At 31.9% G+C, this 22,757-nt stretch carries 22 protein-coding genes; 14 read left to right on the top strand and 8 right to left on the bottom strand.

Annotated elements, in window-relative coordinates:
- Positions 1–2 precede the first annotated feature (2 nt).
- Genes NBRC110019_RS04735 through msrA form a run of 5 tightly spaced genes read right to left on the bottom strand, consistent with a single transcriptional unit; the run spans position 3 to position 3,204 of the window.
- Positions 3–443 carry a hypothetical protein gene (locus NBRC110019_RS04735; protein WP_281752910.1) on the bottom strand — a complete coding sequence of 147 codons (441 nt, stop codon included), beginning with the start codon at positions 441–443 and terminating at the stop codon, positions 3–5.
- Positions 436–1,617: an ABC transporter permease gene (locus NBRC110019_RS04730; protein WP_281752908.1), complete on the bottom strand. Its 1,182-nt coding sequence runs from the start codon at positions 1,615–1,617 to the stop codon at positions 436–438. The genes NBRC110019_RS04735 and NBRC110019_RS04730 overlap by 8 nt, the downstream gene beginning before the upstream one ends.
- Entirely contained in the window at positions 1,614–2,240 is a 627-nt protein-coding gene (locus NBRC110019_RS04725) for an ABC transporter ATP-binding protein (protein ID WP_281752906.1), read from the bottom strand. The genes NBRC110019_RS04730 and NBRC110019_RS04725 overlap by 4 nt, the downstream gene beginning before the upstream one ends.
- A 60-nt stretch (positions 2,241–2,300) precedes the next feature.
- Positions 2,301–2,609, bottom strand: coding sequence for a hypothetical protein (locus NBRC110019_RS04720; RefSeq protein ID WP_281752904.1), 309 nt, complete (start codon positions 2,607–2,609; stop codon positions 2,301–2,303).
- A gap of 55 nt (positions 2,610–2,664) precedes the next feature.
- A complete protein-coding gene (gene msrA / locus NBRC110019_RS04715; RefSeq protein WP_309297639.1) occupies positions 2,665–3,204 on the bottom strand; it encodes a peptide-methionine (S)-S-oxide reductase MsrA in 540 nt (179 codons plus the stop codon).
- 127 nt (positions 3,205–3,331) lie between these two features.
- On the opposite strand from msrA, the gene NBRC110019_RS04710 reads away from it, so the two are divergent.
- From NBRC110019_RS04710 to NBRC110019_RS04680, 7 genes are all read left to right on the top strand, one after another.
- The gene (locus NBRC110019_RS04710; protein WP_281752900.1) at positions 3,332–3,994 is read left to right on the top strand and encodes an ABC transporter ATP-binding protein; all 663 of its coding nucleotides are present in this window, start codon (positions 3,332–3,334) and stop codon (positions 3,992–3,994) included.
- Positions 3,995–4,005: 11 nt separating this feature from the next.
- Entirely contained in the window at positions 4,006–4,785 is a 780-nt protein-coding gene (locus NBRC110019_RS04705) for a TIGR02757 family protein (RefSeq protein ID WP_281752898.1), read from the top strand.
- A gap of 50 nt (positions 4,786–4,835) precedes the next feature.
- Positions 4,836–6,062: a sensor histidine kinase gene (locus NBRC110019_RS04700; RefSeq protein WP_281752896.1), complete on the top strand. Its 1,227-nt coding sequence runs from the start codon at positions 4,836–4,838 to the stop codon at positions 6,060–6,062.
- A 118-nt stretch (positions 6,063–6,180) separates the two neighbouring features.
- Positions 6,181–8,109 (top strand): BatA domain-containing protein, encoded by a 1,929-nt coding sequence (locus NBRC110019_RS04695; protein WP_281752894.1) that lies wholly within the window; start codon positions 6,181–6,183, stop codon positions 8,107–8,109.
- Positions 8,106–9,356 carry a dihydroorotase gene (locus tag NBRC110019_RS04690; RefSeq protein ID WP_281752892.1) on the top strand — a complete coding sequence of 417 codons (1,251 nt, stop codon included), beginning with the start codon at positions 8,106–8,108 and terminating at the stop codon, positions 9,354–9,356. Before NBRC110019_RS04695 ends, NBRC110019_RS04690 begins: the two co-directional genes overlap by 4 nt.
- A 2-nt stretch (positions 9,357–9,358) precedes the next feature.
- Positions 9,359–9,667: a DUF4870 domain-containing protein gene (locus tag NBRC110019_RS04685; protein ID WP_281752891.1), complete on the top strand. Its 309-nt coding sequence runs from the start codon at positions 9,359–9,361 to the stop codon at positions 9,665–9,667.
- Between the two features lie 5 nt (positions 9,668–9,672).
- Positions 9,673–10,329 carry an alpha/beta hydrolase gene (locus NBRC110019_RS04680; RefSeq protein ID WP_281752888.1) on the top strand — a complete coding sequence of 219 codons (657 nt, stop codon included), beginning with the start codon at positions 9,673–9,675 and terminating at the stop codon, positions 10,327–10,329.
- Between the two features lie 4 nt (positions 10,330–10,333).
- On the opposite strand, the gene NBRC110019_RS04675 is transcribed toward NBRC110019_RS04680, so the two are convergent.
- Genes NBRC110019_RS04675 through NBRC110019_RS04665 form a run of 3 tightly spaced genes read right to left on the bottom strand, consistent with a single transcriptional unit; the run spans position 10,334 to position 12,614 of the window.
- Complete coding sequence (locus NBRC110019_RS04675) at positions 10,334–11,293, bottom strand: TerC family protein (RefSeq protein WP_281752887.1); 960 nt, start codon at positions 11,291–11,293, stop codon at positions 10,334–10,336.
- A 40-nt stretch (positions 11,294–11,333) separates the two neighbouring features.
- Complete coding sequence (locus NBRC110019_RS04670) at positions 11,334–11,840, bottom strand: hydrolase (protein WP_281752885.1); 507 nt, start codon at positions 11,838–11,840, stop codon at positions 11,334–11,336.
- A 12-nt stretch (positions 11,841–11,852) separates the two neighbouring features.
- Complete coding sequence (locus NBRC110019_RS04665; protein WP_281752883.1) at positions 11,853–12,614, bottom strand: MBL fold metallo-hydrolase; 762 nt, start codon at positions 12,612–12,614, stop codon at positions 11,853–11,855.
- A gap of 85 nt (positions 12,615–12,699) precedes the next feature.
- Between NBRC110019_RS04665 and NBRC110019_RS04660 the strand changes: the two genes are divergently transcribed.
- The 7 genes from NBRC110019_RS04660 (at position 12,700) to NBRC110019_RS04630 (ending at position 22,754) form a co-directional block, all read left to right on the top strand.
- Positions 12,700–14,157: a TonB-dependent receptor gene (locus NBRC110019_RS04660; RefSeq protein ID WP_281753046.1), complete on the top strand. Its 1,458-nt coding sequence runs from the start codon at positions 12,700–12,702 to the stop codon at positions 14,155–14,157.
- Between the two features lie 282 nt (positions 14,158–14,439).
- Positions 14,440–17,766 (top strand): T9SS type A sorting domain-containing protein, encoded by a 3,327-nt coding sequence (locus tag NBRC110019_RS04655; RefSeq protein WP_281752881.1) that lies wholly within the window; start codon positions 14,440–14,442, stop codon positions 17,764–17,766.
- A gap of 74 nt (positions 17,767–17,840) precedes the next feature.
- Complete coding sequence (locus NBRC110019_RS04650; protein ID WP_281752879.1) at positions 17,841–18,842, top strand: glycosyltransferase family 2 protein; 1,002 nt, start codon at positions 17,841–17,843, stop codon at positions 18,840–18,842.
- A 7-nt stretch (positions 18,843–18,849) separates the two neighbouring features.
- Positions 18,850–19,806: a YbbR-like domain-containing protein gene (locus tag NBRC110019_RS04645; protein ID WP_281752877.1), complete on the top strand. Its 957-nt coding sequence runs from the start codon at positions 18,850–18,852 to the stop codon at positions 19,804–19,806.
- Between the two features lies 1 nt (position 19,807).
- A complete protein-coding gene (gene coaE, locus NBRC110019_RS04640) occupies positions 19,808–20,386 on the top strand; it encodes a dephospho-CoA kinase (protein WP_281752874.1) in 579 nt (192 codons plus the stop codon).
- An 84-nt stretch (positions 20,387–20,470) separates the two neighbouring features.
- Positions 20,471–22,036, top strand: coding sequence for a sensor histidine kinase (locus tag NBRC110019_RS04635; protein ID WP_281752872.1), 1,566 nt, complete (start codon positions 20,471–20,473; stop codon positions 22,034–22,036).
- A gap of 7 nt (positions 22,037–22,043) precedes the next feature.
- On the top strand, positions 22,044–22,754 hold the full coding sequence (locus tag NBRC110019_RS04630; RefSeq protein WP_281752870.1) for a response regulator transcription factor: 711 nt from the start codon (positions 22,044–22,046) through the stop codon (positions 22,752–22,754).
- Positions 22,755–22,757 lie beyond the last annotated feature (3 nt).

Here is a 22,757-nt window from a genome sequence, read left to right as displayed (position 1 = left end):
TATTAATCAAAGGATGTACCCCTCGCCTTTTCTAAAATATAATTACAATGATTAATATCTGTTTGATTTAACTTCAGAACTCCTGTAATTGTAATTATTTTATCTGTTTTATATTGTTCCTCTTTTTTAGCAAAATGAATTTCTATTACTGTTTCAGGACCACCGGCTCCACAAAAAAAACACGCAGACATAGGACTTTTAGAAAGCATAAAGGATTTTGTACTAGCATCTAGATTTAGAAAATAGCCGGTTACACTAATTTCTTTACCTTCAATTTTTTTAATGGCATCTCCAAAAACCGGAATCAAAACATCTCCATCTTCACTTTCTACATATTTGGTTGAGAATTTAACATTTGCTAAATCTTTCCAAGTAATCTCTTGTTGCGCATAAGCCCCAATGAAAACTCCAAAAAAAAGTAATACTAATAACTTACTATTCATCTGCTAATACTTTTGATACATTCATTTTAAAAATTGGTATAACAGCCAATAACGTAGCCAGTATTATAGTACCAAATACGCCCAAGATAACGTATCCTTCCTCAGGAAGTAAAAACAATACTTTAACGTTAAGTTTATACCCTGTTTCTATATAGTTTTTCAAAACATTTAATGCCAATTTACTAAGTATAAAACCACCTAGAACCCCTATAACACCAACCAAAAACCCCTCTATTAATACAATTATGAACAATTGTAATCTACTAGCTCCATACGTTCTCATTAAAGCTATTTCATACTTACGTTCTTTAATTACTCTATACAAACTTATAAATATACTTAGACCAGATACCAATAAAATAGCTAACCCTATCATAGAAATTGCCTTGAAACCAACTCCCATTAAACCATAAAGCCTATCTAGTTCAAACTTAGGCAAAGCTGCTTGCATTCCGGGGACTGCATTTACTCTTCTGGGCATTTGTAACATTGCCATTGGGTTTTTAAAAGACACCAACATTGCAGTAATTTCTTTTTCATGCGCTTCAAGCTCCTCTCCTTTATGCTCGTGTACATGCCAAACAGTCTCCAAAGGCGTTATTAATAATTGATCTATAATAGTACCTGTTGGCTTTAATATTCCAGTAATAATTAATTTATCGTCATGTTCTTCAATCCCCTCTGTCAATCCATGAGAACTAGTAATTTTATCCCCAATTTTTAGGTGTAATTGTCTGGCTAATTCATAGCCTACCACAAGTTCTTTAACTTTCGAAAATAATTGTCCTTCAAGTATGCTAGCATGATACACTTTTAAAAATTCTGGAGTACTACCAATAATTCTGTATCCCTTATAATTATCTCCATAAGAAATAGGAACAGCACTCTTTATATAAACATTACGTGTAAGTTGCTTCGCTTTATCATAATTAATATTTCCTGTAGGAGCATCTATATGTAACACAGAAGACAAAACTAATTGTAACGGGCTACCCTTGGCTCCTATTACCATATCAATATCTAAAATATTGGCCGTTATCTGATTCTCATAAAGCTTTTTTAAATGGAACGAGCCGCTTATTAAAGCTACACTAAGAGCCAATAGTAATATACTTAAAAAAGTATTAAGGGGTTTAAACAGCATATTCTTAATTGCTAACCTCCAAAGACTCATAGTTCTATAGTTTTACTAAAATATTCTTTAATTCTATGATCATGTGTAATTACCACCAAATTCGCTTTTTGTTTACGAGCTTCAGACAATAGTAAGGTTATTACATTTTTAGCGTTTAAATCATCGAGGCTAGCCGTTGGCTCATCTGCCAAAATTAGTTTTGGTTTATTGCTTAATGCTATAGCTATAGACAGTCGTTGCTTTTGACCTTCACTTAGTTTTTGAACCAAGCTATCTTTTTTATCAACAAGATTTAAAGTGGTTAATAAAGAGGTTATATCTTCAGTAGATAAGGTAGTCTCTGTAAAAAATAATTTAGCCTTTATATTATCAATAACAGATAACGATTGAATAAATATGGCTTTCTGAAAAACAATACCAATATGTTCACCTCTAAAAGTATCCATTTTTCGCTGGCTTAACTTTTGAATTCCCTGATTAGCAAGCGTAATACTACCACTATCAGGTTTTAAAAGTCCGCCCATTAAATGTAATAAGGTAGTTTTCCCTACACCAGAAGCCCCCAAAATTAATAAGTCTTCATCTTCTTCAAGACTAATATCAGGAAATTTGAGTGCAGTTCCTGATGCATAGGTATAAGATAGATTTTGGGTTGTAAGCATATGGTAAAACTAATACATTTACAGTACAACCCTATAAAAAAAGCACCTTTTAACAAGTACTTAAGATCGTACCCTAATTGGGATCAACTTTCCCGTATTTTCGTCCTCCGATTTAATAATATAGGTATAAACCCACATTAGTGTAAATGTTGGTATAAAATCCAATCCTGGTAAGCCTTCTTCAATCAACGATATAATAGAAGCCACTTTACCCGATATCCCTTTATACATCTTATTCATTACTAAACTCGAAATAGGAGCCCATACGATATCAATTAATTCACCAAACAACGGAAATGCATAAGATAACATTCCCAATCCATCCATCACTATTCCAAGAATAAGATATTTTATTTTTTTCTCCCTCATATAACCTTTTCTGTTTTTCTCTCAAAAACAATACCAAAACGATATTATTCTTTAGTTAGTATTCTACTTTTATTTTTTGAGAATACATGGTTTGTAATTTTCTAAGTTTTGGGTGTATCACAACTTGACAATAGGGCTGAAACCTATTATTGTCATAATAGTTATGATGGTAATCTTCAGCACTATAAAATGGCTGCTCTATACTAATAGCTGTTACAATAGGATTTCTAAAAATATTCTCTGCTTCTAACAACTTTATATATTCCCTCGCTTTTTTCTTTTGCTCATCGGAAGTACAAAAAATTTCAGAACGATACTGCGTACCTATGTCATTACCCTGCTGATTTAATGTGGTAGGGTTATGTGTAGCAAAAAATATTTCTAATAATAAATCATAGGAAACGACTAATGGATCATATTCAATTTTCACCGCCTCTGCATGTCCCGTAACTCCCATTGCTACCTCTCTATAACAAGGGTTTTTAATGGTACCACCTAAGTACCCAGGCACTACCTTCAGAACCCCTTGTACTCTTTTAAATACAGCCTCAGTACACCAAAAACAGCCACCAGCAAAAATTGCGATTCCATTCATATTACTCATATTATAAAAATACTACAATTACTTATAATTGTCTACCTTTTTAACGTATTATTAGTAAGTATTTATTTTGTAAACCAATTTTATGTAGCACATTTGCAGCAATACTATTTTTTAAAATATGATTAAGGCTAAAAATATTTATAAAACTTTTGATAAACTGGAAGTACTTAAGGGAGTTGATATCCATATTGAAAAAAGTGAAATAGTAGCCATAGTAGGCTCTAGTGGCGCAGGTAAAACTACCCTTTTGCAAATTTTAGGAACACTTGATAACCCTGATAAGAGAAAGGAAAGCGAAATTTTAATAAACGACACTTCTGTCGTAGATTTAAAAAACAATCAACTTTCTAAGTTTAGAAATAAAAACATTGGTTTTATATTTCAATTTCATCAACTACTACCCGAATTTACTGCTTTAGAAAATGTTTGTATCCCAGCTTTTATTAATGGTACATCTAAATCTGATGCCAATAAAAAGGCAATGGAATTACTTACTTTTTTAGGTTTAGAAGAACGAGCACATCACAAACCCGGTGAATTATCTGGAGGCGAACAACAACGTGTAGCCGTTGCCAGAGCTTTAATTAATAATCCGGATGTTGTATTTGCCGACGAACCTAGCGGAAATTTAGATTCTGAATCTGCCGACAAACTACACAACCTATTCTTTGAATTGAGAGATAAGTTTGGGCAAACCTTTGTTATTGTAACTCACAATAAAGAATTGGCAGATATGGCCGACAGAAAACTTACAATGAAAGATGGCACTATTAGTAGTTAAAAACAGTTGATTTGAGCAACATACCTTTAGAAAAATCACTTTTAAAAGAGTACTTAGACGAGAAAGTACATTTATACAACAATCCTGATTTTATAACATCAGACCCTATTCAGGTTCCACATCAATATGCTTTGAAAGAAGATATTGAAATAGCTGGTTTTCTTGCTGCTACAATAGCTTGGGGAAACAGAAAAAGTATTATTACCAATGCTAACAAACTAATGGAATTAATGGGGAATTCCCCTTATGACTTTGTTATGAGCCATAAAGGTGAAGACCTTGAACGTTTTGATTCTTTTGTACATAGAACCTTTAATAGTATAGATATAAGTTACTTCATAAAAAGTTTGAAGAATATTTATTCAAATTATATAGGGCTTGAAAATGTTATTTCTATGAATGTAGCTAATGGTTCAACTCAGAAGGCAATTTCAGAATTTAAAAAAATATTTTTTGAATTAGAGCATCCATCCAGAACTACAAAACACGTTAGTGACCCATTAAAAGGTTCTGCTGCTAAGAGAATTAACATGTTCTTACGCTGGATGGTACGAAATGATACAGCGGGTGTAGATTTTGGTATATGGAAATCTATTCCTACCGCTCACCTATCTTGTCCTTTAGACGTGCACTCGGGTAACGTTGCCAGAAAATTAGGACTACTAAACCGAAAACAGAATGATGCCAAAGCGTTGAATTTACTGGACACCTCTTTAAGAGAACTTGACCCTATAGACCCTGTTAAATATGATTTTGCTCTTTTTGGATTAGGAGTATTTGAAAAATTATGATTTCCTTAACATTTTTTATACTTTTGAAAAAAAGCTAAGGACGTCTAAAAATGAAAACTACATTAAAGAAAAATGAAGCCCGCCGCTTAAAGGATATTAAGCGTTTACAAATATTAGACACCCTTCCTGAACAAGATTTTGATGAAATCACAAAACTGGCTTCTCATATTTGTGAAACTCCAGTTGCTTTAATTTCTATTATTGATAAAGACCGTCAATGGTTTAAATCTAAAGTAGGGTTAGATATTTCTGAAACTCCACGTGAAGTTGCATTTTGTAATTATGCTATAGCAAAACCTGAGGAAATTCTAGAAGTAGAAAATGCCCTAAACGATGACCGCTTTAGCAGTAATCCGTTAGTGCATGGTGAAAACCCTGTGATAGCCTACACGGGGATTCCCTTAGTAAGTGAAAAAGGGTTTGCTATTGGTACACTTTGTACCATAGACCATAAACCCAAGCTGCTTACCAAAGAACAGAAAGAGAGTTTAAAAATTTTAGCTTCTCAAGTAGTCAGAATTTTTGAATTAAGAAAAGCCAATATAGAACTTAGTCATACAACAAAAGAGCTTAAAAAACGATATGAAGAGTTAGAGCTATTTGCCGGTGTTGTATCACATGATATGAAATCTCCATTGGCTAACATTTCACTTACCATAGATACCTTAAAGAAAAAGCTAGATTTATATGAGCTGGAAGATGAAATTGTAAACACCTACCTAGGATATTTAAAAGGTAGCTCTATGTCTATGAGTAACTACATACAAGGTATTTTAGATTATTATAAAAGTGATCATACGGCAAATGACGATGTTAAAAAAATAGAGCTTAGACCACTACTTAAAAAGTTAATGGATATTTTAGATGTAGATCATGCTTATAAAATAAAACTACCTCCAAAAGAAACCGTTCTATACGCAAACGAAAATGCTTTACATCAAATACTCTTAAATATAATTACCAATAGTATTAAATATTGCGATAAAGAAACTCCAAAAATAACCGTCTCTTTCGCTGAAGATAAAGAACATTACATTTTATCTGTAGAAGATAATGGACCAGGGATTAAAAAGGAAGATCAAAGCAAAATATTTGAACTATTTAATAATTTAGATACTACAGACCGATTTGGAAAACGCGGAACTGGCATAGGCTTGGCTACCGTTAAAAAATTGGTTTATAGTTTAGATGGCACTATTAGAGTTGAGTCTAAATTAGGAAAAGGCACTAATTTCATATTTGAAATTCCGAAACCTTACGAAATGACGGTCATTTAATTTTCACTTTTAATAAATAGAATAAATTACCTCATTAAGCTTTATATAGAAACATTTGGCATGTGCTGTTTATATTTCCTAAAAATTAAATTATATTTGGCTTACTTAATCTTTAGGAATGCAATTTAAACATCCGGAACTTTTTTGGGCTTTACTATTACTTATCATCCCTATTCTTATTCATTTATTTCAACTACGCCGTTTTCAAAAAGTTTGGTTTACCAATGTAGCTTTTCTTAGCAAAATAAAATTGCAAACTCGCAAGAGTGAAAAACTAAAAAAATGGGTCATCCTTTTAACTCGTTTACTAGCACTTGCAGCTATTATTTTTGCATTTACAGAACCGTACTTTATTGATAAAAATGCTGCTATACATACCTTAGAAAAAGAAACTGTAATATACCTTGACAACTCTTTTAGCATGCAGGCTAAAGGAAAAAAAGGACCTCTTTTTGAAAGAGCAGTTTTAGACATATTAAGTAATATAGACAGTAAATCAACTTTTACATTATACACAAATGATAAAACTTTTAAAGACACCAATGTGTCTAACGTAAGAAATACGTTAACAACACTTCCTTATAGTAATTTTCAATTAGATTATAACCAAGCTTATTTAAAGGGCTTATCCTTCTTTACAAACAAGGTTAATACTGAAAAGCATTTTATATTTATTTCAGATTTTCAAGTAAAACCAAAGGGCTCTAATCTTATACAAGATCCTAAAGTAAAAAATCATTTTGTACAACTTACACCTGAAAATCTACAAAACATTAGTATCAATACGATTCGTATTTCAAAGAGAGAGGCTGGTAATATTGAGTTAGCTTCTGAAATTTCTTCTTTAGAACCTGTAGACAACATTACTGTATCGTTAACCAATAACAATCAAGTAATAGGTAAAACAGCTATCTCATTAGATTCAGATAAACCAAGCGAAGCAATTTTTACAATCCCTGAACAAACAGATTTTAACGGATACATCTCATTAAAAGATGAAAATCTATCTTATGATAACAGTTTATACTTTAGTCTACAAAAACCTAAGAAAATAAATATTCTCACCATTACTGATGGTTCGTCAGATTTTTTAAAAAGGCTTTATGAAAAAGACGAGGAATTCAATTACGAGGAACAACAAATAGATCAGTTAGATTTTAATAGTCTTACCAAACAAAATTTAATAATACTAAATCAGCTTGATGATTTAAGTAGTGGTTTAATTACTACATTACAAACTTTTGTAAAAAATGGGGGGCATATTATGGTTATTCCATCATCTACAATCTCTAGTAATGCATATAATCAATTGCTACATACAACAGGTATTAGATTTGGAGAGATATTCACACAGAAAAAATATATTACTACAATAAAATTTGAACATCCTCTATATGCTGATGTTTTTGAAAAGTCAGTTACAAACTTTCAATATCCAAGTATAAATTCATATTACAGTATTCAAGGAGGTACAGCTGCATTAACTTTAGAAAATGAAAATTCTTTTCTTACAACCTCAAAAGGCTATTTTGTTTTTTCGGCTCCTATAAATCAAGAAAACTCAAATTTCACTGAACTTAGAGACTTATTTGTTCCTACATTATACAATATTGGTAAAGCTAGTATTCAGCTCCCTACACTCTATTACACAATAAACAATACAAATATTATTGAAGTTTCAACTCAATTACCAGACGATACTGTTTTAGAAATAAAAGGTAATAACGAATCTTTTATTCCTTTGCAGGAAGCTTCTTCTAACAAGGTTAAAATAACGACTAAAAAATTACCTGAATTATCAGGTAACTACACTATTACCTATGAAGATACCTCTGTTGCCCTAGTTAGTTATAACTATAACCGAGATGAGGGTAATTTAACCTATCAAAACTTACAATCAAATCAAATAAATACAGTAGACAATATACCTTCTTTATTTAATGATTTAAAATCTATCAATAATAATAATGAGCTTTGGAAATGGTTTATTATTTTTGCAGTAATTTGCTTATGTATAGAAATGTTCATTATAAAATTTCTTAAATGAAAACGCTTTTAAAGTCAGCTACTATAATAGATCCTACCGGTAAATACCACCATCAACAAAAAGATATTTTAATTGAGAACGGCATTTTTTCTAAAATTGAAGACACGATAACAGACAGCAATGCACAGGTAATTGAATTGCCTAATTTGCATATATCTAAAGGCTGGTTTGATAGTAGTGTATGTTTTGGAGAACCCGGATTAGAAGAATGTGAAACTATTGCCAACGGTATACACACAACCGCTAAAAGTGGTTTTACTTCTATCCTATTAAATCCTAAAGCTAAGCCAGTAATTGATAACAAATCTGCTATTACTTTTATTAATGCTCGCACAAAAGAAAGTGCTGTTAATGTACATCCTATTGGAGCATTAACAATGAAAAGTGAAAGTATAGATTTGGCAGAACTTTACGATATGGCTTCTGAAGGAGCCGTTGCTTTTGGTGACTTTAAAACACCGGTTAGCAATCCTAACCTGCTAAAAATTGCTTTACAATACGCTCAAAATTTTGATAGTCTTATAATATCTTTTGCTAATGAGAAAAAAATTGCCGGCAAAGGTGTTGTTAATGAAGAAGTGGTAGGAACCAGACTAGGACTTAAAGGAATACCAGCCCTAGCGGAATCTTTACAGGTTGCTCGTGATTTATATATATTAGAATATACAGAAGGTAAACTACACATACCAACTATTTCAACAGCTGCATCGGTTGATCTTATTAGAACGGCAAAAGCAAAAGGACTAAATGTAACTTCTAGTGTAGCCATCCACAACCTTTTCTTTTCTGATGATGTATTAGAAGGGTTTGATAGTAACTTTAAGGTACTCCCTCCATTAAGAACATTAAAAGACATTGACGCTTTAAAAGAAGGTATCTTAGACGGTACCATTGATATGGTTACTACAGATCACACTCCTATAGTTATTGAAAATAAGAAATTGGAGTTCGATTTAGCTGAATATGGCACTATTGGACTAGAAAGTGCTTTTGGTGCCTTGAATACATTGTTTGGAATCGATAAGGCCATAGAACTATTATTAAAAGGAAAAGAAAGATTTGGATTAACCACAAATTCAATTGATGTTAACTCCACTGCCGAAATCACTCTCTTTAACCCTATAAAGGAGTACACTTTTAAAGAAAGTGATATTTTATCTTCCTCTAAAAACAGCGCTTTTATAGGTAGCAAACTTTTAGGAGATGTATATGGCATATACAATAAATCGCAATTAATTATAGAGTAACAATGGATAATGAAAAGAATCTAGGAATATTAGCATATATTACTTTTGTAGGTACCATTCTTGCTTTTTTTATGAATGATGAAAAGAAAAGTGAATATGTATATTTTCACATCAGACAAATGTTAGGATTATTTATTCTTTTTATTATTTGTAATGTTATTGCAGAATTATATATAATTATGAGCTTAGGATTTTGGGTGGTTTCTTTTATATGTTGGCTACTTGGGCTAATAAGCGCTATACAATACAAACAAGAGCCCATACCAATTATTGGTAAGTATTTTCAAAAATGGTTCCACGCTGTAAAATAAATTAAATGAGCAATTCATTATCATTACATCATATTACAAGACCTTCTAACACCATAACTAATGAAACACCTGTTTTATTCATGTTTCATGGTTATGGGAGTAATGAGGAAGATTTATTCTCATTTGCTTCAGAATTACCTGAGGATATTTTTGTTATATCTGTTCAGGCTCCATATCAGCTACCTCCTTATGGTTATGCTTGGTATGCGATTGAATTTGATGCTAATGGGGCTAAATGGAGTGATGATAACCAAGCAAGAGCTTCAAGAGATTTAATGGCTAACTTTATTACAGAAGCTTGTGAATATTACAACCTTACTAAAGATAATGTGACCTTACTAGGCTTTAGTCAAGGTACTATACTTAGTTATGCTGTAGCTCTATCCTACCCTGAAAAGGTAAAAAACGTAATTGCGCTAAGTGGTTATATTAACAAAGATATCTTACAAGAAGATTACCAAAGTTTAGACCATAAAAACTTAAACTTTTATGTATCACATGGTACCGTAGACCAAGTATTACCTATTGAATGGGCAAGAGATTCTAAAAAAGTTTTAGACGCTTTAAATATCAATTATGTTTTTGAAGAATACCCTGTAGGTCATGGTGTGGCACCACAAAATTTTTATTCTTTCAAAAATTGGCTTGCCAATAAAATATAATTATTTACATACTCGATGGTTTTTCATTGGATGTTGTGAATATCGATAATAATACACCTCCTAATAAAGAGACTCCAATAACAGTTAGTGAAACCCATTCTTTAAATTCGATTTCAAAACCTGCTAAAATCAATTTAACTCCAACAAAAGAGAGAATCACCACTAAACTATAGTGAAGTTTCTTGAACTTATTGAGCATATTAGCCAAAAAGAAATACATTGATCGTAATCCTAATATAGCCATAATATTAGAGCTAAACACTAAAAATGAATCTCTGGTAATACCTAAAATAGCCGGTATACTGTCTAAAGCAAATAAGATATCGGTAAACTCTATTACAATAAGAGCTATAAATAAAGGAGTTGCTATTCGTTTATGATCTTTATGAATAAAAAAGTGTTCCCCATCAATCGAATCACTAACCGGAATTATCTTTTGAATCCATTTGTAAATTAAAGATTTTTTGGGATTATAGCTTTCTTCTTCTTTAGCAAACAACATCTTTATGGCCGTATATAACAAGAAGCCTCCAAAAATATAGGTTAACCATTCAAACTTATTAATTAACGTTACCCCAAATAATATCATACTAGCCCTAAATAATATGGCTCCTATAATACCCCAAAACAAAACTCTATGTTGATATTTATGAGGAACTTTAAAAGACGAAAAGATTACTGCAATTATAAAGATATTATCTACACTAAGAGATAATTCAATTAGATATCCCGTAATATACTTAATCATTGCCCTTGAGGCAGACAATCCTTCAACATTCTTTATCAGTTCATACTTATAGATAAAAAATATCCCTAAAGAAAATAATAACGCTACAGAAACCCACACAACTGTCCATAATGCGGCTTCTTTATTAGAAACAACATGTGCGTTTTTATTAAACACACCCAAATCTAACGCTAAAAAAACTAAGATCAGCGCTATAAAAACAATCCAAACTATCATACAATCTATTTACTCTCAAAATGAGATATGAGAACCTTATTTATTTGTATATAACAACATCAGATATTGTTACAAAAAATATGGTTTTATCCTTTTTAAGTGTATACTCTAAAAATAGTTGCCCCCAATATTCACCATTCGTAAAATCGCAAACAATCCATTTATGGTTAATCACATTTACCTTGTTAATTTTTAATCCTTCTATTAACTCAGAAGAAGGAATTAACGGGTTCTCTTTAATAGAATTGGTTTCCAACAATTTTTGTGTCACATACTTTGAAACGTCACCTATATCAGAATCCTTAAAATAATCTAGAGCTTGATTATCATTTTTTAAGGTAAAATAGGCTACATCTGAAAACTTAATAAGGTTATTTTTTAATGAATCACTTAATTTTTTGGTTTCATCTTTAAGTTTTCTATTCTTAATTCTCAACTCATTAATTACATTACTCGTTTCTTTATAAGCCTTAGAAGCACTTACAAACTGAAAAATAATTAACAAAATAGCGAATATGAATAGCAACTGAAAAATTTGCTTTTTCATACAATTACGGAGTTAAATAGATATTTTTAAATTATCGTACGCCAAAAATACGTTATCCGGAAGACTTTTTTCTACTTCTTCATGAAAACCTAACAAATGACTTATATGCGTGAAATATGTTTTCTCAGGTTTTACCTTAGCCACAAATTCAAGGGCTTCTTCAAGATTAAAATGAGAATGATGAGATTTTATACGTAAAGCATTCACCACCAACACTTTTAAACCTTGTAATTTTTGCATCTCTTCCTCTTCAATAGTTTTGACATCTGTTAAATACGCAAAATCAAAAAAACGAAACCCAAATACCTGCAATCTGTTATGATACACATTTATAGGAGTCACATATGTATTCCCCAATTTAAAAGCTTCATTTTTCACCTCAAATTCTTTTACTGCAGGAGCACCAGGATACCTGTCTTCGGTTGCAAAAATATAAGCAAATCTAACTTTTAACTGCTCTAAAACACGCTGGTGTGCATATATAGGAATATCTCCTTGTCTAAAAAAAAATGGTCTTATATCATCCAATCCAGCGGTATGATCTGCATGTTCATGCGTAAATAAAATACCGTCTATTTTACTTATATTATTAGTTAGCATTTGCATTCTAAAATCTGGACCACAATCAATTACATACGTGTAATCATCCCATTCTATTAAGACCGAAACACGTAATCTTTTATCTCTACTATCTGTGCTTAAACATACAGGATGTTTACTCCCAATTATTGGAATACCTTGTGAAGTACCGGTTCCAAGAAATGTAACTTGCATATTGCTAATTTTATTCAAATTTATGAGTTTTTTAATGAAAACATGATGAAACTTTTTAACTTTGTCAAAACCACAACAAATAAAAATGGCTATTATACTTAAAGGAGATAAAGAGATAGAGAACATTCCTTCGATAAAAGCTAAGTCTTTACGTATTAATTTAAACAAAGATATCTACGGTACTTTTGCTGAGATTGGTGCGGGTCAGGAAACCGTTCGAAACTTTTTTAGAGCAGGTGGTGCTTCAGGAACCATTGCCAAAGCAATGAGTGCTTACGACAAAGATTTTAGTGATGCTATTTATGGAGCAGAAAATGATGGCCGTTATGTAACGGAACCGCGTCTAAAAAAAATGCTTAGTCATGAGATGCGATTAATGGAAGAACGTTTACGTGGTAAATATCCTGAAAAGCTTTTCTTTTCGTATGCTAATACGGTTACTACAATCGATTTTGCTAAAAAGTATAAAGGTCATGGATGGGTTGGTATTCGTTTTCAAGTAGACCCGTCTGAAGATTATAATGAAATAATTCTACACATACGTTTTCACCAAACAGAAGCAAGATTACAACAAGAAACGTTAGGTAAACTAGGAGTAAACCTTATCTATGGTGCATTTTACAAACATAATAAACCAAAGAAGCTTTTAAAATATTTGTACGATCATCTTGAAAGAGATACCATTGAAATTGATACCATTAATTTCTCAGGGCCTCGTTTTAAAGATGTAGATAACCGTTTAATGAGCTTGCAATTAGTGAAAAACGGTATGACAGAAGCGGTAATGTTTGATAAAAATGGAAACAATGTATTAGCTGCCGCACTACTCTACAAAAAAAACGTACTTGCTTTAAGAGGTAGTTTTAGACCTGTTACCAAGGTTAATATGAGTATGTATAAAGAATCATACGAAATGTTTCTTTCTGAAAACAAAGTAGATAGAGATAAAACAGAAGTTATTTTTGAAATTACTTTATCGAATCTTAAATCATTAGGAGAAATCGACGAAGTAGACTTTATAGATAGAGCTGATTTACTATGCTCTTTAGGACAAACGGTAATGATTTCTAACTTTAAAGAATACTATAGAGTTGTTGAATATTTCTCTAACTATACCAAAGCTCGCATGGGATTAGCAATGGGGGTTAACAATTTGGTTGAAATTTTTGATGAAAACTATTATAGACATTTAAGCGGTGGAATATTAGAAGCATTTGGTAAATTATTCTACAGAGACCTTAAAGTGTATCTACACCCTATGAAAGATCCACATACGGGGCAAATTATAGATAGCGATAGCCTTAAAGTGCATCCAAGAATGAAAGAACTTTATAAGTTCTTTAAATTTAACGGAAAGGTAGTTGACATTACAAACTATGATTTAAAGGGTCTTGATATATTCTCTAGATCTGTGCTTAGCAAAATTGAAGAAGGTACAAATGATTGGCAAGATATGTTACCAGAAGGTATTGCCGATTTAATTATGGAGAAAGGATTATTTGGTTGGTCTTCTAAAAAAAATAAAACTGAACAAACACTTTAAAAAACTTATAACATAAAAATATGAAGGTGGTTTATACAAGCCACCTTTTTATTTTACACTCCATGAGGTTTTACCAATTACATTTAAATTATGTTTAGGTATATAAAAACACCTCATTGTACTCTTCACATATTTTATAGTCTACTTAAAGAATAGCTACTTTTAATGGTAACGTTTGAACATTTTACAGAAATCACATTCTGTTAAATTTATAATTTTAACAGATCAAAATGTTATAATTTAGTTAACTTGCGCGCTTATAATTATTAATTTAACAAAAAAATGAAGAAAATTACCACTATTCTACTATTATTACTTTGTAGTTTGTATGGTTTTTCTCAAGGAAATGATTTTTCAAATCCCATTGTAATATCTTCCTTACCCTACACAACTAACGATAATACAGCCAATTACGGCAACACTTATGTCGATTCTGACAGCCCATGCTCTACTAATTACTTAAGTGGAGATGATGTAGTGTATTCATTTACTCCATCAATAGATGGAACCTTTATTTTTGATTTAACCAATATTAGCGACACCTACGCAGGAATCATTGTTTTAGATGGCCTAATAGATGACGCCTCTACCACATGTGTAAGCACTTTAACAAACTCAAACAGTACTGACGACATGAGCTTACACGTGCCCTTAACAGTAGGTGTTACATATTACATTTTAATTTCAACGTGGGCAGATCCTCAAAGCATAAGTTACACGTTAGATGTTAATGAATTATCATGTATATCTGCTGAAGCAACTGCTGCCGTAGTAAGTCCAGATTGTGATGATCAATTGTATTATATAGATGTTGACGTTACTACTTTAGGTAATGCAACTGGTATTACTGATGGAACCACAACATGGCCAATCTCAGGTACGGGAGTTACTCAAATAGGTCCTTTTGCTACAGGCACCTACGCTACTTTAAACATGGTTCATTCCGATGCTTTATGTGATTATGAGTTAGGAACTTACAGCTATTTCTGTCCTGCTATGAATGATGATTGTTCTGATGCTATTGAAATTACAGTGAATTCCGATTTTAATTGTGGTAGTACCGTAAGCGGTACAACAGTAGGTGCAACAGAGTCTGCGCAAGATAACAGTAATGCTGCCGGTACAGCCAATGATGATGTATGGTTCTATTTTACAGCAACAAATACAGAACACAGAATATCATTAAACAATGTGACTTATGTTGGAGGTACTTATACTAGTACAGATATGGTAATGGCAGTTTATGATGGTACTACCGGATGTAGTTCATTAACCTATTTTGATGATAGTGACCCTGATATATTAGACTTAACAGGTTTAACTGTTGGTAACATGTATTACGTTAGAGTATACAGTTACTATTCTGATGAGCAATATAATACTTTTGACATTTGTGTTGGTACGCCTCCCGTAAATAACTCATGTGCAGGTGCAGAAAGTATTACTATTGGTACTTACGGAAACTGTAACAGCCTTTTATTTGATACTAACAATGCATCTGATAGTGGTGTTATAGGTAGCTGTGAACTATATGACTATACTGAAAATGATTTATGGTTTACATTTACTACTAACGCTACTGCAGGGGTTACTTTTGAAGTAATTTCGGGTACTGTTAGCAATTTAAAGGCTGCGATTTATGATAGCTGTGGAGGTTCAGAAGTATATTGCCAGTCTAATTTCACAAGTGGAGAAAACGTAATTACTGTTTTACAACCTAACACTACTTATTTATTACAAGTATGGACAGATGATTACTCGGCTGAAGCATATGAAGTATGTATTACTGACTTACCTGCTTGTCCTGCTCCTTCTTATTTAGGTATAGATACTATAACTTCTACTACCGCAATGCTTGAATGGACAGAAAATGGATCTTCCTTAAACTGGGATATTGAATGGGGAACAACCGGATTTACTCCAACAGGTACTCCTAACATAAATGATACTGCCGATAATCCATACCTTTTAGAAGGATTATCTGCTTCAACCGACTATGATTTCTATGTGAGAGCAGATTGCGGTATGAATGACACAGATACAAGTATATGGTTAGGACCTTATTCATTTAATACCCTAGCTCCACCTCCATCAAATGATGAATGCGACAACCCTACTGCCTTAACAGTAAATGCTGACCTAGAATGTGGTGTTACAACCACTGGTACAACAACTGCAGCTACTACCTCTGCTCAAGATGCTACAGATGTTTCTGGTACTGCTAACGATGATGTTTGGTTTTCTTTTGAAGCTACAGCTACAAACCACTTGATTACCTTAAGTAATGTAACAAATGTAGACGGGGGATGGACTACCGATATGGGAATGGCACTTTATGATGCTACCGGGGGGTGTAATGCATTAACCTTTTTAGCTACAAGCGACCCGAATCAATTATATGTTGGATCACTTACTATTGGAGACACTTATTTAGTTAGAGTATACAGCTGGTATGATGGTAGTAATTACATTGATTTTGATATTTGTGTAGGTACACCCAACAATACTACCACACAACCTAATGACGATTGCGACAATGCAATTGCATTAACAGTAAATGCTGATTTAAATTGTGGTGTAACAACTGCAGGGTCTATTGAAGGAGCTACACCATCTGCACAAGAAGACATTATTACAGGTATTCCTAATACCGATGTTTGGTATTCATTTGTAGCTACCACAACTTCTCACAAAGTAAGTTTAAGCAACGTAGCAGACGTTAGTGGTGGAGCCACAAATATTAATTCAAGTACTAGTATGGGTATGGCTGTATACGATACTACAGGAGGATGTAGTGCTCTTACATTAATTAATGATAGTGACACAGATACGCTAGATGTTTTTGGTTTAACCGCAGGAAACACTTATTATGTAAGAGTGTACGGATGGACAACAGGTATTCAATACACAACTTTTGATATTTGTGTAGGAACTCCTCCTCCTCCTCCTGCAAACGATGAATGTTCTGGTGCTATTTCGTTAACCGTTGAAAATAATATTTCTTCTTTAGCTGATGCTACTCAAATATCTGGTACAATTATTTCTGCAACAGATTCTGGTATAACAGCTCAAGCAGGTACTGCTAACGATGACGTTTGGTATTCCTTTGTAGCTACTACCAATAACATTACTATTGATGTTACAGATGACTTTGACGGTGTTATTGAAGTTTTCTCTGGTAGTTGTGGTAGCTTAACATCAATTGACTATAGTGATTATAGCTTTTCTACCTATTATCCTAGAATCGACAGAGATGATTATGTAATTGGTGAAACTTATTATATTCGTGTATATTACTATTATGATGATACACCTTCAAGCACAGATTTCACTATTGCCGTATGGAGTCCTGATGCTTTAAGTAATGAAACATTTGATAATACAGGATTTACTTATTACCCTAACCCTGTAAATGGTGTTTTAAACTTAAAAGCAAATGAAACAATACAAAACGTAGCTGTTTACAACTTAGTTGGTCAACAGGTATTAACTATTACTCCAGAAGCTAGCACTTATGAAGTAAACATGTCTAACTTAGTAACAGGAACTTACTTTGTAAATGTTACTATTGGAGATAAAACAAAAACTGTAAAAATTATAAAGAATTAATTCTTTATAATTAAACAACTATAAAGCTACCCAAATGGGTAGCTTTTTTTTTTGAATATAGCTACATTTGCTTTATGGAGCTTAATTTTTCACTAGTCATTCCTGTATACAATAGGCCTGATGAAATAGACGAACTTTTAGAAAGTCTGACTTCTCAAACATACCATCAAAATTATGAAATAGTAATTATTGAAGATGGTTCAGATATTAATGCTAAAGAAGTTATTGAGAACTATTCAGATAGACTTCATATTTCGTATTATTACAAATCAAATTCAGGTCCGGGCGACTCCAGAAACTACGGAATGCAAAAGGCAAAGGGAAATTATTTTATAATACTGGATTCCGATTGTATTATTCCGCCTGACTACCTCACCAATGTGAGCACTTACTTAAAAAAAAACTATGTTGAATGTTTTGGAGGTAGAGATGCTGAACATAAGTCCTTTTCTGCTTTACAAAAAGCCATTAGCTATAGTATGACTTCCTTTTTTACCACTGGTGGAATAAGAGGTAGTAAAAAAGCTATAAATAAGTTTCAACCCAGAAGCTTTAACATGGGTATTTCTAAAAAAGCTTTTGAAACAACACAAGGTTTTGGTAAAATTCATCCTGGAGAAGACCCTGATCTTACTTTAAGAATATGGAAAGCGGGATTTGAAACTGCTTATATTGATAGTGCTTTTGTGTATCATAAAAGAAGAATATCATGGAAAAGTTTTTATAAACAAGTGTACAAGTTCGGGTTAACAAGACCCATTTTAAATACCTGGCACCCTGAAAGTAAAAAAATAACGTATTGGTTTCCTTCGGTATTTATTACCGGGCTTCTATTTAGCCTATTCATGTTACTATTTAACATGCATTACTTTATTTATGGATATATTTTATATTTTCTCCTTATCTTCTCTGAAAGTATGTTAAAAAACAAAAGTTTTAAAATAGCTGTATTATCTTTAGTAGCTGTTGTAATTCAATTTTCAGGATATGGTTATGCCTTTTTAAAGGCAACTATCAAGTTAAATACATCAGAAAAAAAACCAGAGGATTTGTTTCCACAAGTATTCTTTAAATAAAATTGAAGTGAGTAAAAGTAAATCTATAAAAACAATATTTAGAAACAAGAAAACAATTACTTTTCTTGTTTTTCTTGGATTCTCTTTTATTATATGGTTACTAATTAAGCTTTCTAAAGAATACGAGCAAAACTATACAGTGACCTTACAATTTTATGAGACAGATAAACAAAAGATAATTTCCGATCAATCGTTAGAAAAGGTTAATGTACTGGTAAAATCTACCGGTTTTCAATTGTTAAGACACAATCTATCTAGTAAGGAGTTTAATATTGACGTTACTAATTTAGGAGAACATAAAATTACCGTTGACTTATCTAATAGCCGATACAAAAATGCTTTGGAACGTCAACTATTTAAAAGGAGTAATGTACTTGCTGTAACGCCTGAATCTGTATCTATTCAAATAGACACTCTAAAAAGTAAACGGCTTTTGGTAAAACCATTAATTCAGTTGATTTATAAAAATGGTTACCAATTAAAAGGTGCTATTGCAGTAGAACCTAAATTTATTACAGCTTATGGCCCTTCTGAAATATTAGATAGTATTTCAATTGTAAATACTGATTATAAAAGTATAGAAAACGTGTATAAAGACTTCAGTTTTACTATAGCGTTAGCAACGCCTCCTTCAGGAGATATATCGTATTCTGAAAATGAGGTAAAACTTAGTGGTATAGTCGAACGCTTTTCCGAAAAAGAAATTAGTTTACCTGTTAGATTTATAAACGTACCTAAAAATATTACTATAAAACCTTTTCCTGAAAAAATAAAAGTATTATGTAAGGGTAGTTTAAATAATCTTAAAACATTGTCTACAAACGATTTTGATTTGGTTTGTGATTACACCGCTATAGACTCTACCTCCACTTTTGCTAAAACTTTTATAAGAAGTAAACCAGATAATATTGAAATTCTAGAAATAAACGATAGTAACTTTCAGGTATTAATGCGCAAAAAATAATATGATAGTAGGATTAACAGGAGGTATTGGTAGCGGCAAATCTACAGTTGCCAAAATGTTTGAAGAATTAGGCGTTCCTGTATACATTACAGATTTAGCAGCAAGAAGCTTGATAGAGTCCTCTAAAAAAATAAAAAATTCTTTAATTGATCTTTTGGGTAAAGAAGCCATTATTGACAATAAACCAAACAGACCTTTTATTGCCCAACAGGTATTTCACAATAAAGAACTACTTGAAAAATTGAACGCCATTGTACACCCCGAAGTGCATGCCGATTTTAAGAATTGGTATCATGAACAAAAAACTCCGTTTGTTATAAAAGAATCTGCCATTTTATTTGAATCTGGAGGAGATGAACATTGTGATGTCATTATTACGGTAACAGCTCCTAAAGAAATTAAAATTCAACGAGTTTTAGAGCGTGATCATACTACTAAAGAAGCCATAGAAGCAAGAATGAAAAATCAGTGGAGTGATGCACAAAAAACTGCTCAATCTGATTATGTTATAACAAATAAAGATTTAGAAAACACGCGTCTTCAAGTACATGAAATACTTCAAATTCTTTCTAAAAAATAGCATACCACTTAAAGTTTTAACATTATTGTTAAGGTTAGGTTAAAAGCCCTGAAATGTTAAAATTAAACTGTTAATTTTGATCCGATGGGTAAGAAATTATTCGTATTGCTAGTTATCTTAATGAGTCTGTCACTCATTGGAATTATATTTGTTCAAGGATATTGGATCAAGACATCAGTGGATGATAAGGAGGATCAATTTTCCATGAATGTCTCGTTGGCATTAACTGCCGTTACTAACGAAATCCAAAACCAAGAAATAAAACATTTCGTTGAGACACTTATTAATAATAACATAGACTCTATTGAACCAACTATTAAATCTATTCGACAACTTTACTTAAAAGGAATAGATGAAAAAACGAATCAACCGTTTATTTACTCAAATGAAATTTTAGAAGAAAATTTTGGGTATTCACCGCTCTTTGAAAACAGCTTAGATTCTATTCAATTAAAAAGGTACATTAATGTTAGTACAATAACTACCGAAAATGAAGCGTTGATTGATAATAAAAGAATTAGATCTCCTCAAGATAATATAAGTAAAATAAGAAGGTTAAGCGATCTTGATAAGGCAATGTATTTAAATGCTTATAAAGATGTGGCAAAAACGTTTCCTATTACACGCAGGACATCTAAAGAGAAAATTAAAGAGTTATTAAAAAAGGAATTAAAAGCGCGTAATTTAGATCTTAAATTCGAGTATGGTATTTATAGTGATGCCCTTGCTACCAAAATAAGATCTGATAACTTTGAGATTGCTAACGGAAGTCAATATTCAGCTCCTTTATTTACAGATAATGAAAATAAAATTGAATACGATTTAATAGTAAGTTTCCCTAGTAAGAAAAAATATTTAATTTCTTCTATAATTGTAATGGTTGTACTTTCTATAGCCTTTACACTTATTATCATCATTGCATACTCAAGCGCCTTACTTCAATTATTGAGACAGCGTCAAATTTCTGAAATAAAGACCGACTTTATTAATAATATGACGCATGAGTTTAAAACGCCTATTGCAACAATAAACTTGGCTTTAGACTCTGTAAAATCTCCTAAAATAATGGGAGATACTCAAAAGTTAAATCACTATTTAAATGTGATTAAAGAAGAAAATAAAAGAATGCATGCGCAAGTAGAAAATGTGTTAAGAATATCTCGTTTGGAGAAAAACGAACTAAATATTAGTAAAGAAAGACTTGATGTACATGATCTTATAACAGACGCTATTACACATGTACTATTAATTGTAGAAGATCGTGGAGGATATATTAATGAACACCTGCAAGCAGAAAAAACTGAAGTTCTTGCAAATGATGTTCACTTCACGAATGTCTTGGTTAATATTTTAGATAATGCGGTTAAATATTCTGAGGGACCACCACAAATTGAGGTCTATACAGAAGTTGTTAATAATAGCGTTATTATTAAAATACAAGATAACGGAATTGGAATGAACAAAGCCGTTTTGAAAAAAGCTTTTGAAAAGTTTTATAGAGAACATACGGGAGATATACACAACGTAAAGGGGCATGGATTAGGTCTTGCGTATGTTAAGAAAATAGTAGATGATCATCAAGGAGAGGTATATGCTGAAAGCGAAAAAGGCAAAGGAAGTACCTTTTATATAAAGTTACCTTTAATTTAAAAAAACTATGGAGACAGTTAACAAAAAGATTTTATTAGTAGAAGACGATCCAAATTTTGGAATTGTTCTAAAAGATTATTTATCTATGAACGATTTTGATGTTGTATTGGCTAAAAACGGAATGGAAGGTTTTGAAAAATTTAAGAAAGATAATTACGACCTTTGTATTTTAGATGTAATGATGCCATATAAAGATGGATTTACTTTAGCTAAAGAAATTAGAGAAAAAAATGATACAGTGCCAATCGTCTTTCTTACCGCTAAAACAATGAAAGAAGATGTTTTGAAAGGATATAAAGTAGGCGCTGACGATTACTTAAATAAACCTTTCGATTCTGAAGTTTTACTTGCTAAAATTCAAAGTATTATTAGCAGAAAATCTGTTGATTCAATAGCCGACAGCAAACAATTTGAATTTACTATTGGTAAATTTAAATTAAACTCTAAATTACGTTTCCTTACATTTGAAGAAGAAGAGCCAATTAAACTATCTCCAAAAGAAAACGAATTATTACGTTTATTAGCATTGCATGAAAATGATCTTATGCCACGTGAGCTAGCATTAACAAAAATATGGAGAGATGACAACTACTTTACTTCAAGAAGTATGGATGTATACATTGCTAAATTAAGAAAGTACTTAAAAAGAGATGAAGACGTTGAGATTTTAAATATCCACGGAGAAGGTTTCCGTTTAGTAATTAAAAGCGAAGCTTAAATG

Origin of the sequence: Neptunitalea chrysea, from assembly GCF_027924145.1 — a bacterium.
Classification (GTDB): Bacteria; Bacteroidota; Bacteroidia; order Flavobacteriales; family Flavobacteriaceae; genus Neptunitalea; species Neptunitalea chrysea.
Note: the sequence above shows the minus strand (reverse complement) of the source record. Positions and strands in the feature narration are given on the sequence as shown.

What these genes read in the sequence shown, in the direction of transcription:
- NBRC110019_RS04735 (WP_281752910.1), bottom strand. Translation starts at nt 443, where the DNA reads ATGAATAGTAAGTTATTAGTATTACTTTTTTTTGGAGTTTTCATTGGG.
- NBRC110019_RS04730 (WP_281752908.1), bottom strand. Translation starts at nt 1,617, where the DNA reads ATGAGTCTTTGGAGGTTAGCAATTAAGAATATGCTGTTTAAACCCCTT.
- NBRC110019_RS04725 (WP_281752906.1), bottom strand. Translation starts at nt 2,240, where the DNA reads ATGCTTACAACCCAAAATCTATCTTATACCTATGCATCAGGAACTGCA.
- NBRC110019_RS04720 (WP_281752904.1), bottom strand. Translation starts at nt 2,609, where the DNA reads ATGAGGGAGAAAAAAATAAAATATCTTATTCTTGGAATAGTGATGGAT.
- msrA (WP_309297639.1), bottom strand. Translation starts at nt 3,204, where the DNA reads ATGAATGGAATCGCAATTTTTGCTGGTGGCTGTTTTTGGTGTACTGAG.
- NBRC110019_RS04710 (WP_281752900.1), top strand. Translation starts at nt 3,332, where the DNA reads ATGATTAAGGCTAAAAATATTTATAAAACTTTTGATAAACTGGAAGTA.
- NBRC110019_RS04700 (WP_281752896.1), top strand. Translation starts at nt 4,836, where the DNA reads ATGAAAACTACATTAAAGAAAAATGAAGCCCGCCGCTTAAAGGATATT.
- NBRC110019_RS04695 (WP_281752894.1), top strand. Translation starts at nt 6,181, where the DNA reads ATGCAATTTAAACATCCGGAACTTTTTTGGGCTTTACTATTACTTATC.
- NBRC110019_RS04690 (WP_281752892.1), top strand. Translation starts at nt 8,106, where the DNA reads ATGAAAACGCTTTTAAAGTCAGCTACTATAATAGATCCTACCGGTAAA.
- NBRC110019_RS04685 (WP_281752891.1), top strand. Translation starts at nt 9,359, where the DNA reads ATGGATAATGAAAAGAATCTAGGAATATTAGCATATATTACTTTTGTA.
- NBRC110019_RS04680 (WP_281752888.1), top strand. Translation starts at nt 9,673, where the DNA reads ATGAGCAATTCATTATCATTACATCATATTACAAGACCTTCTAACACC.
- NBRC110019_RS04675 (WP_281752887.1), bottom strand. Translation starts at nt 11,293, where the DNA reads ATGATAGTTTGGATTGTTTTTATAGCGCTGATCTTAGTTTTTTTAGCG.
- NBRC110019_RS04670 (WP_281752885.1), bottom strand. Translation starts at nt 11,840, where the DNA reads ATGAAAAAGCAAATTTTTCAGTTGCTATTCATATTCGCTATTTTGTTA.
- NBRC110019_RS04665 (WP_281752883.1), bottom strand. Translation starts at nt 12,614, where the DNA reads ATGCAAGTTACATTTCTTGGAACCGGTACTTCACAAGGTATTCCAATA.
- NBRC110019_RS04660 (WP_281753046.1), top strand. Translation starts at nt 12,700, where the DNA reads ATGGCTATTATACTTAAAGGAGATAAAGAGATAGAGAACATTCCTTCG.
- NBRC110019_RS04655 (WP_281752881.1), top strand. Translation starts at nt 14,440, where the DNA reads ATGAAGAAAATTACCACTATTCTACTATTATTACTTTGTAGTTTGTAT.
- NBRC110019_RS04650 (WP_281752879.1), top strand. Translation starts at nt 17,841, where the DNA reads ATGGAGCTTAATTTTTCACTAGTCATTCCTGTATACAATAGGCCTGAT.
- coaE (WP_281752874.1), top strand. Translation starts at nt 19,808, where the DNA reads ATGATAGTAGGATTAACAGGAGGTATTGGTAGCGGCAAATCTACAGTT.
- NBRC110019_RS04635 (WP_281752872.1), top strand. Translation starts at nt 20,471, where the DNA reads ATGGGTAAGAAATTATTCGTATTGCTAGTTATCTTAATGAGTCTGTCA.
- NBRC110019_RS04630 (WP_281752870.1), top strand. Translation starts at nt 22,044, where the DNA reads ATGGAGACAGTTAACAAAAAGATTTTATTAGTAGAAGACGATCCAAAT.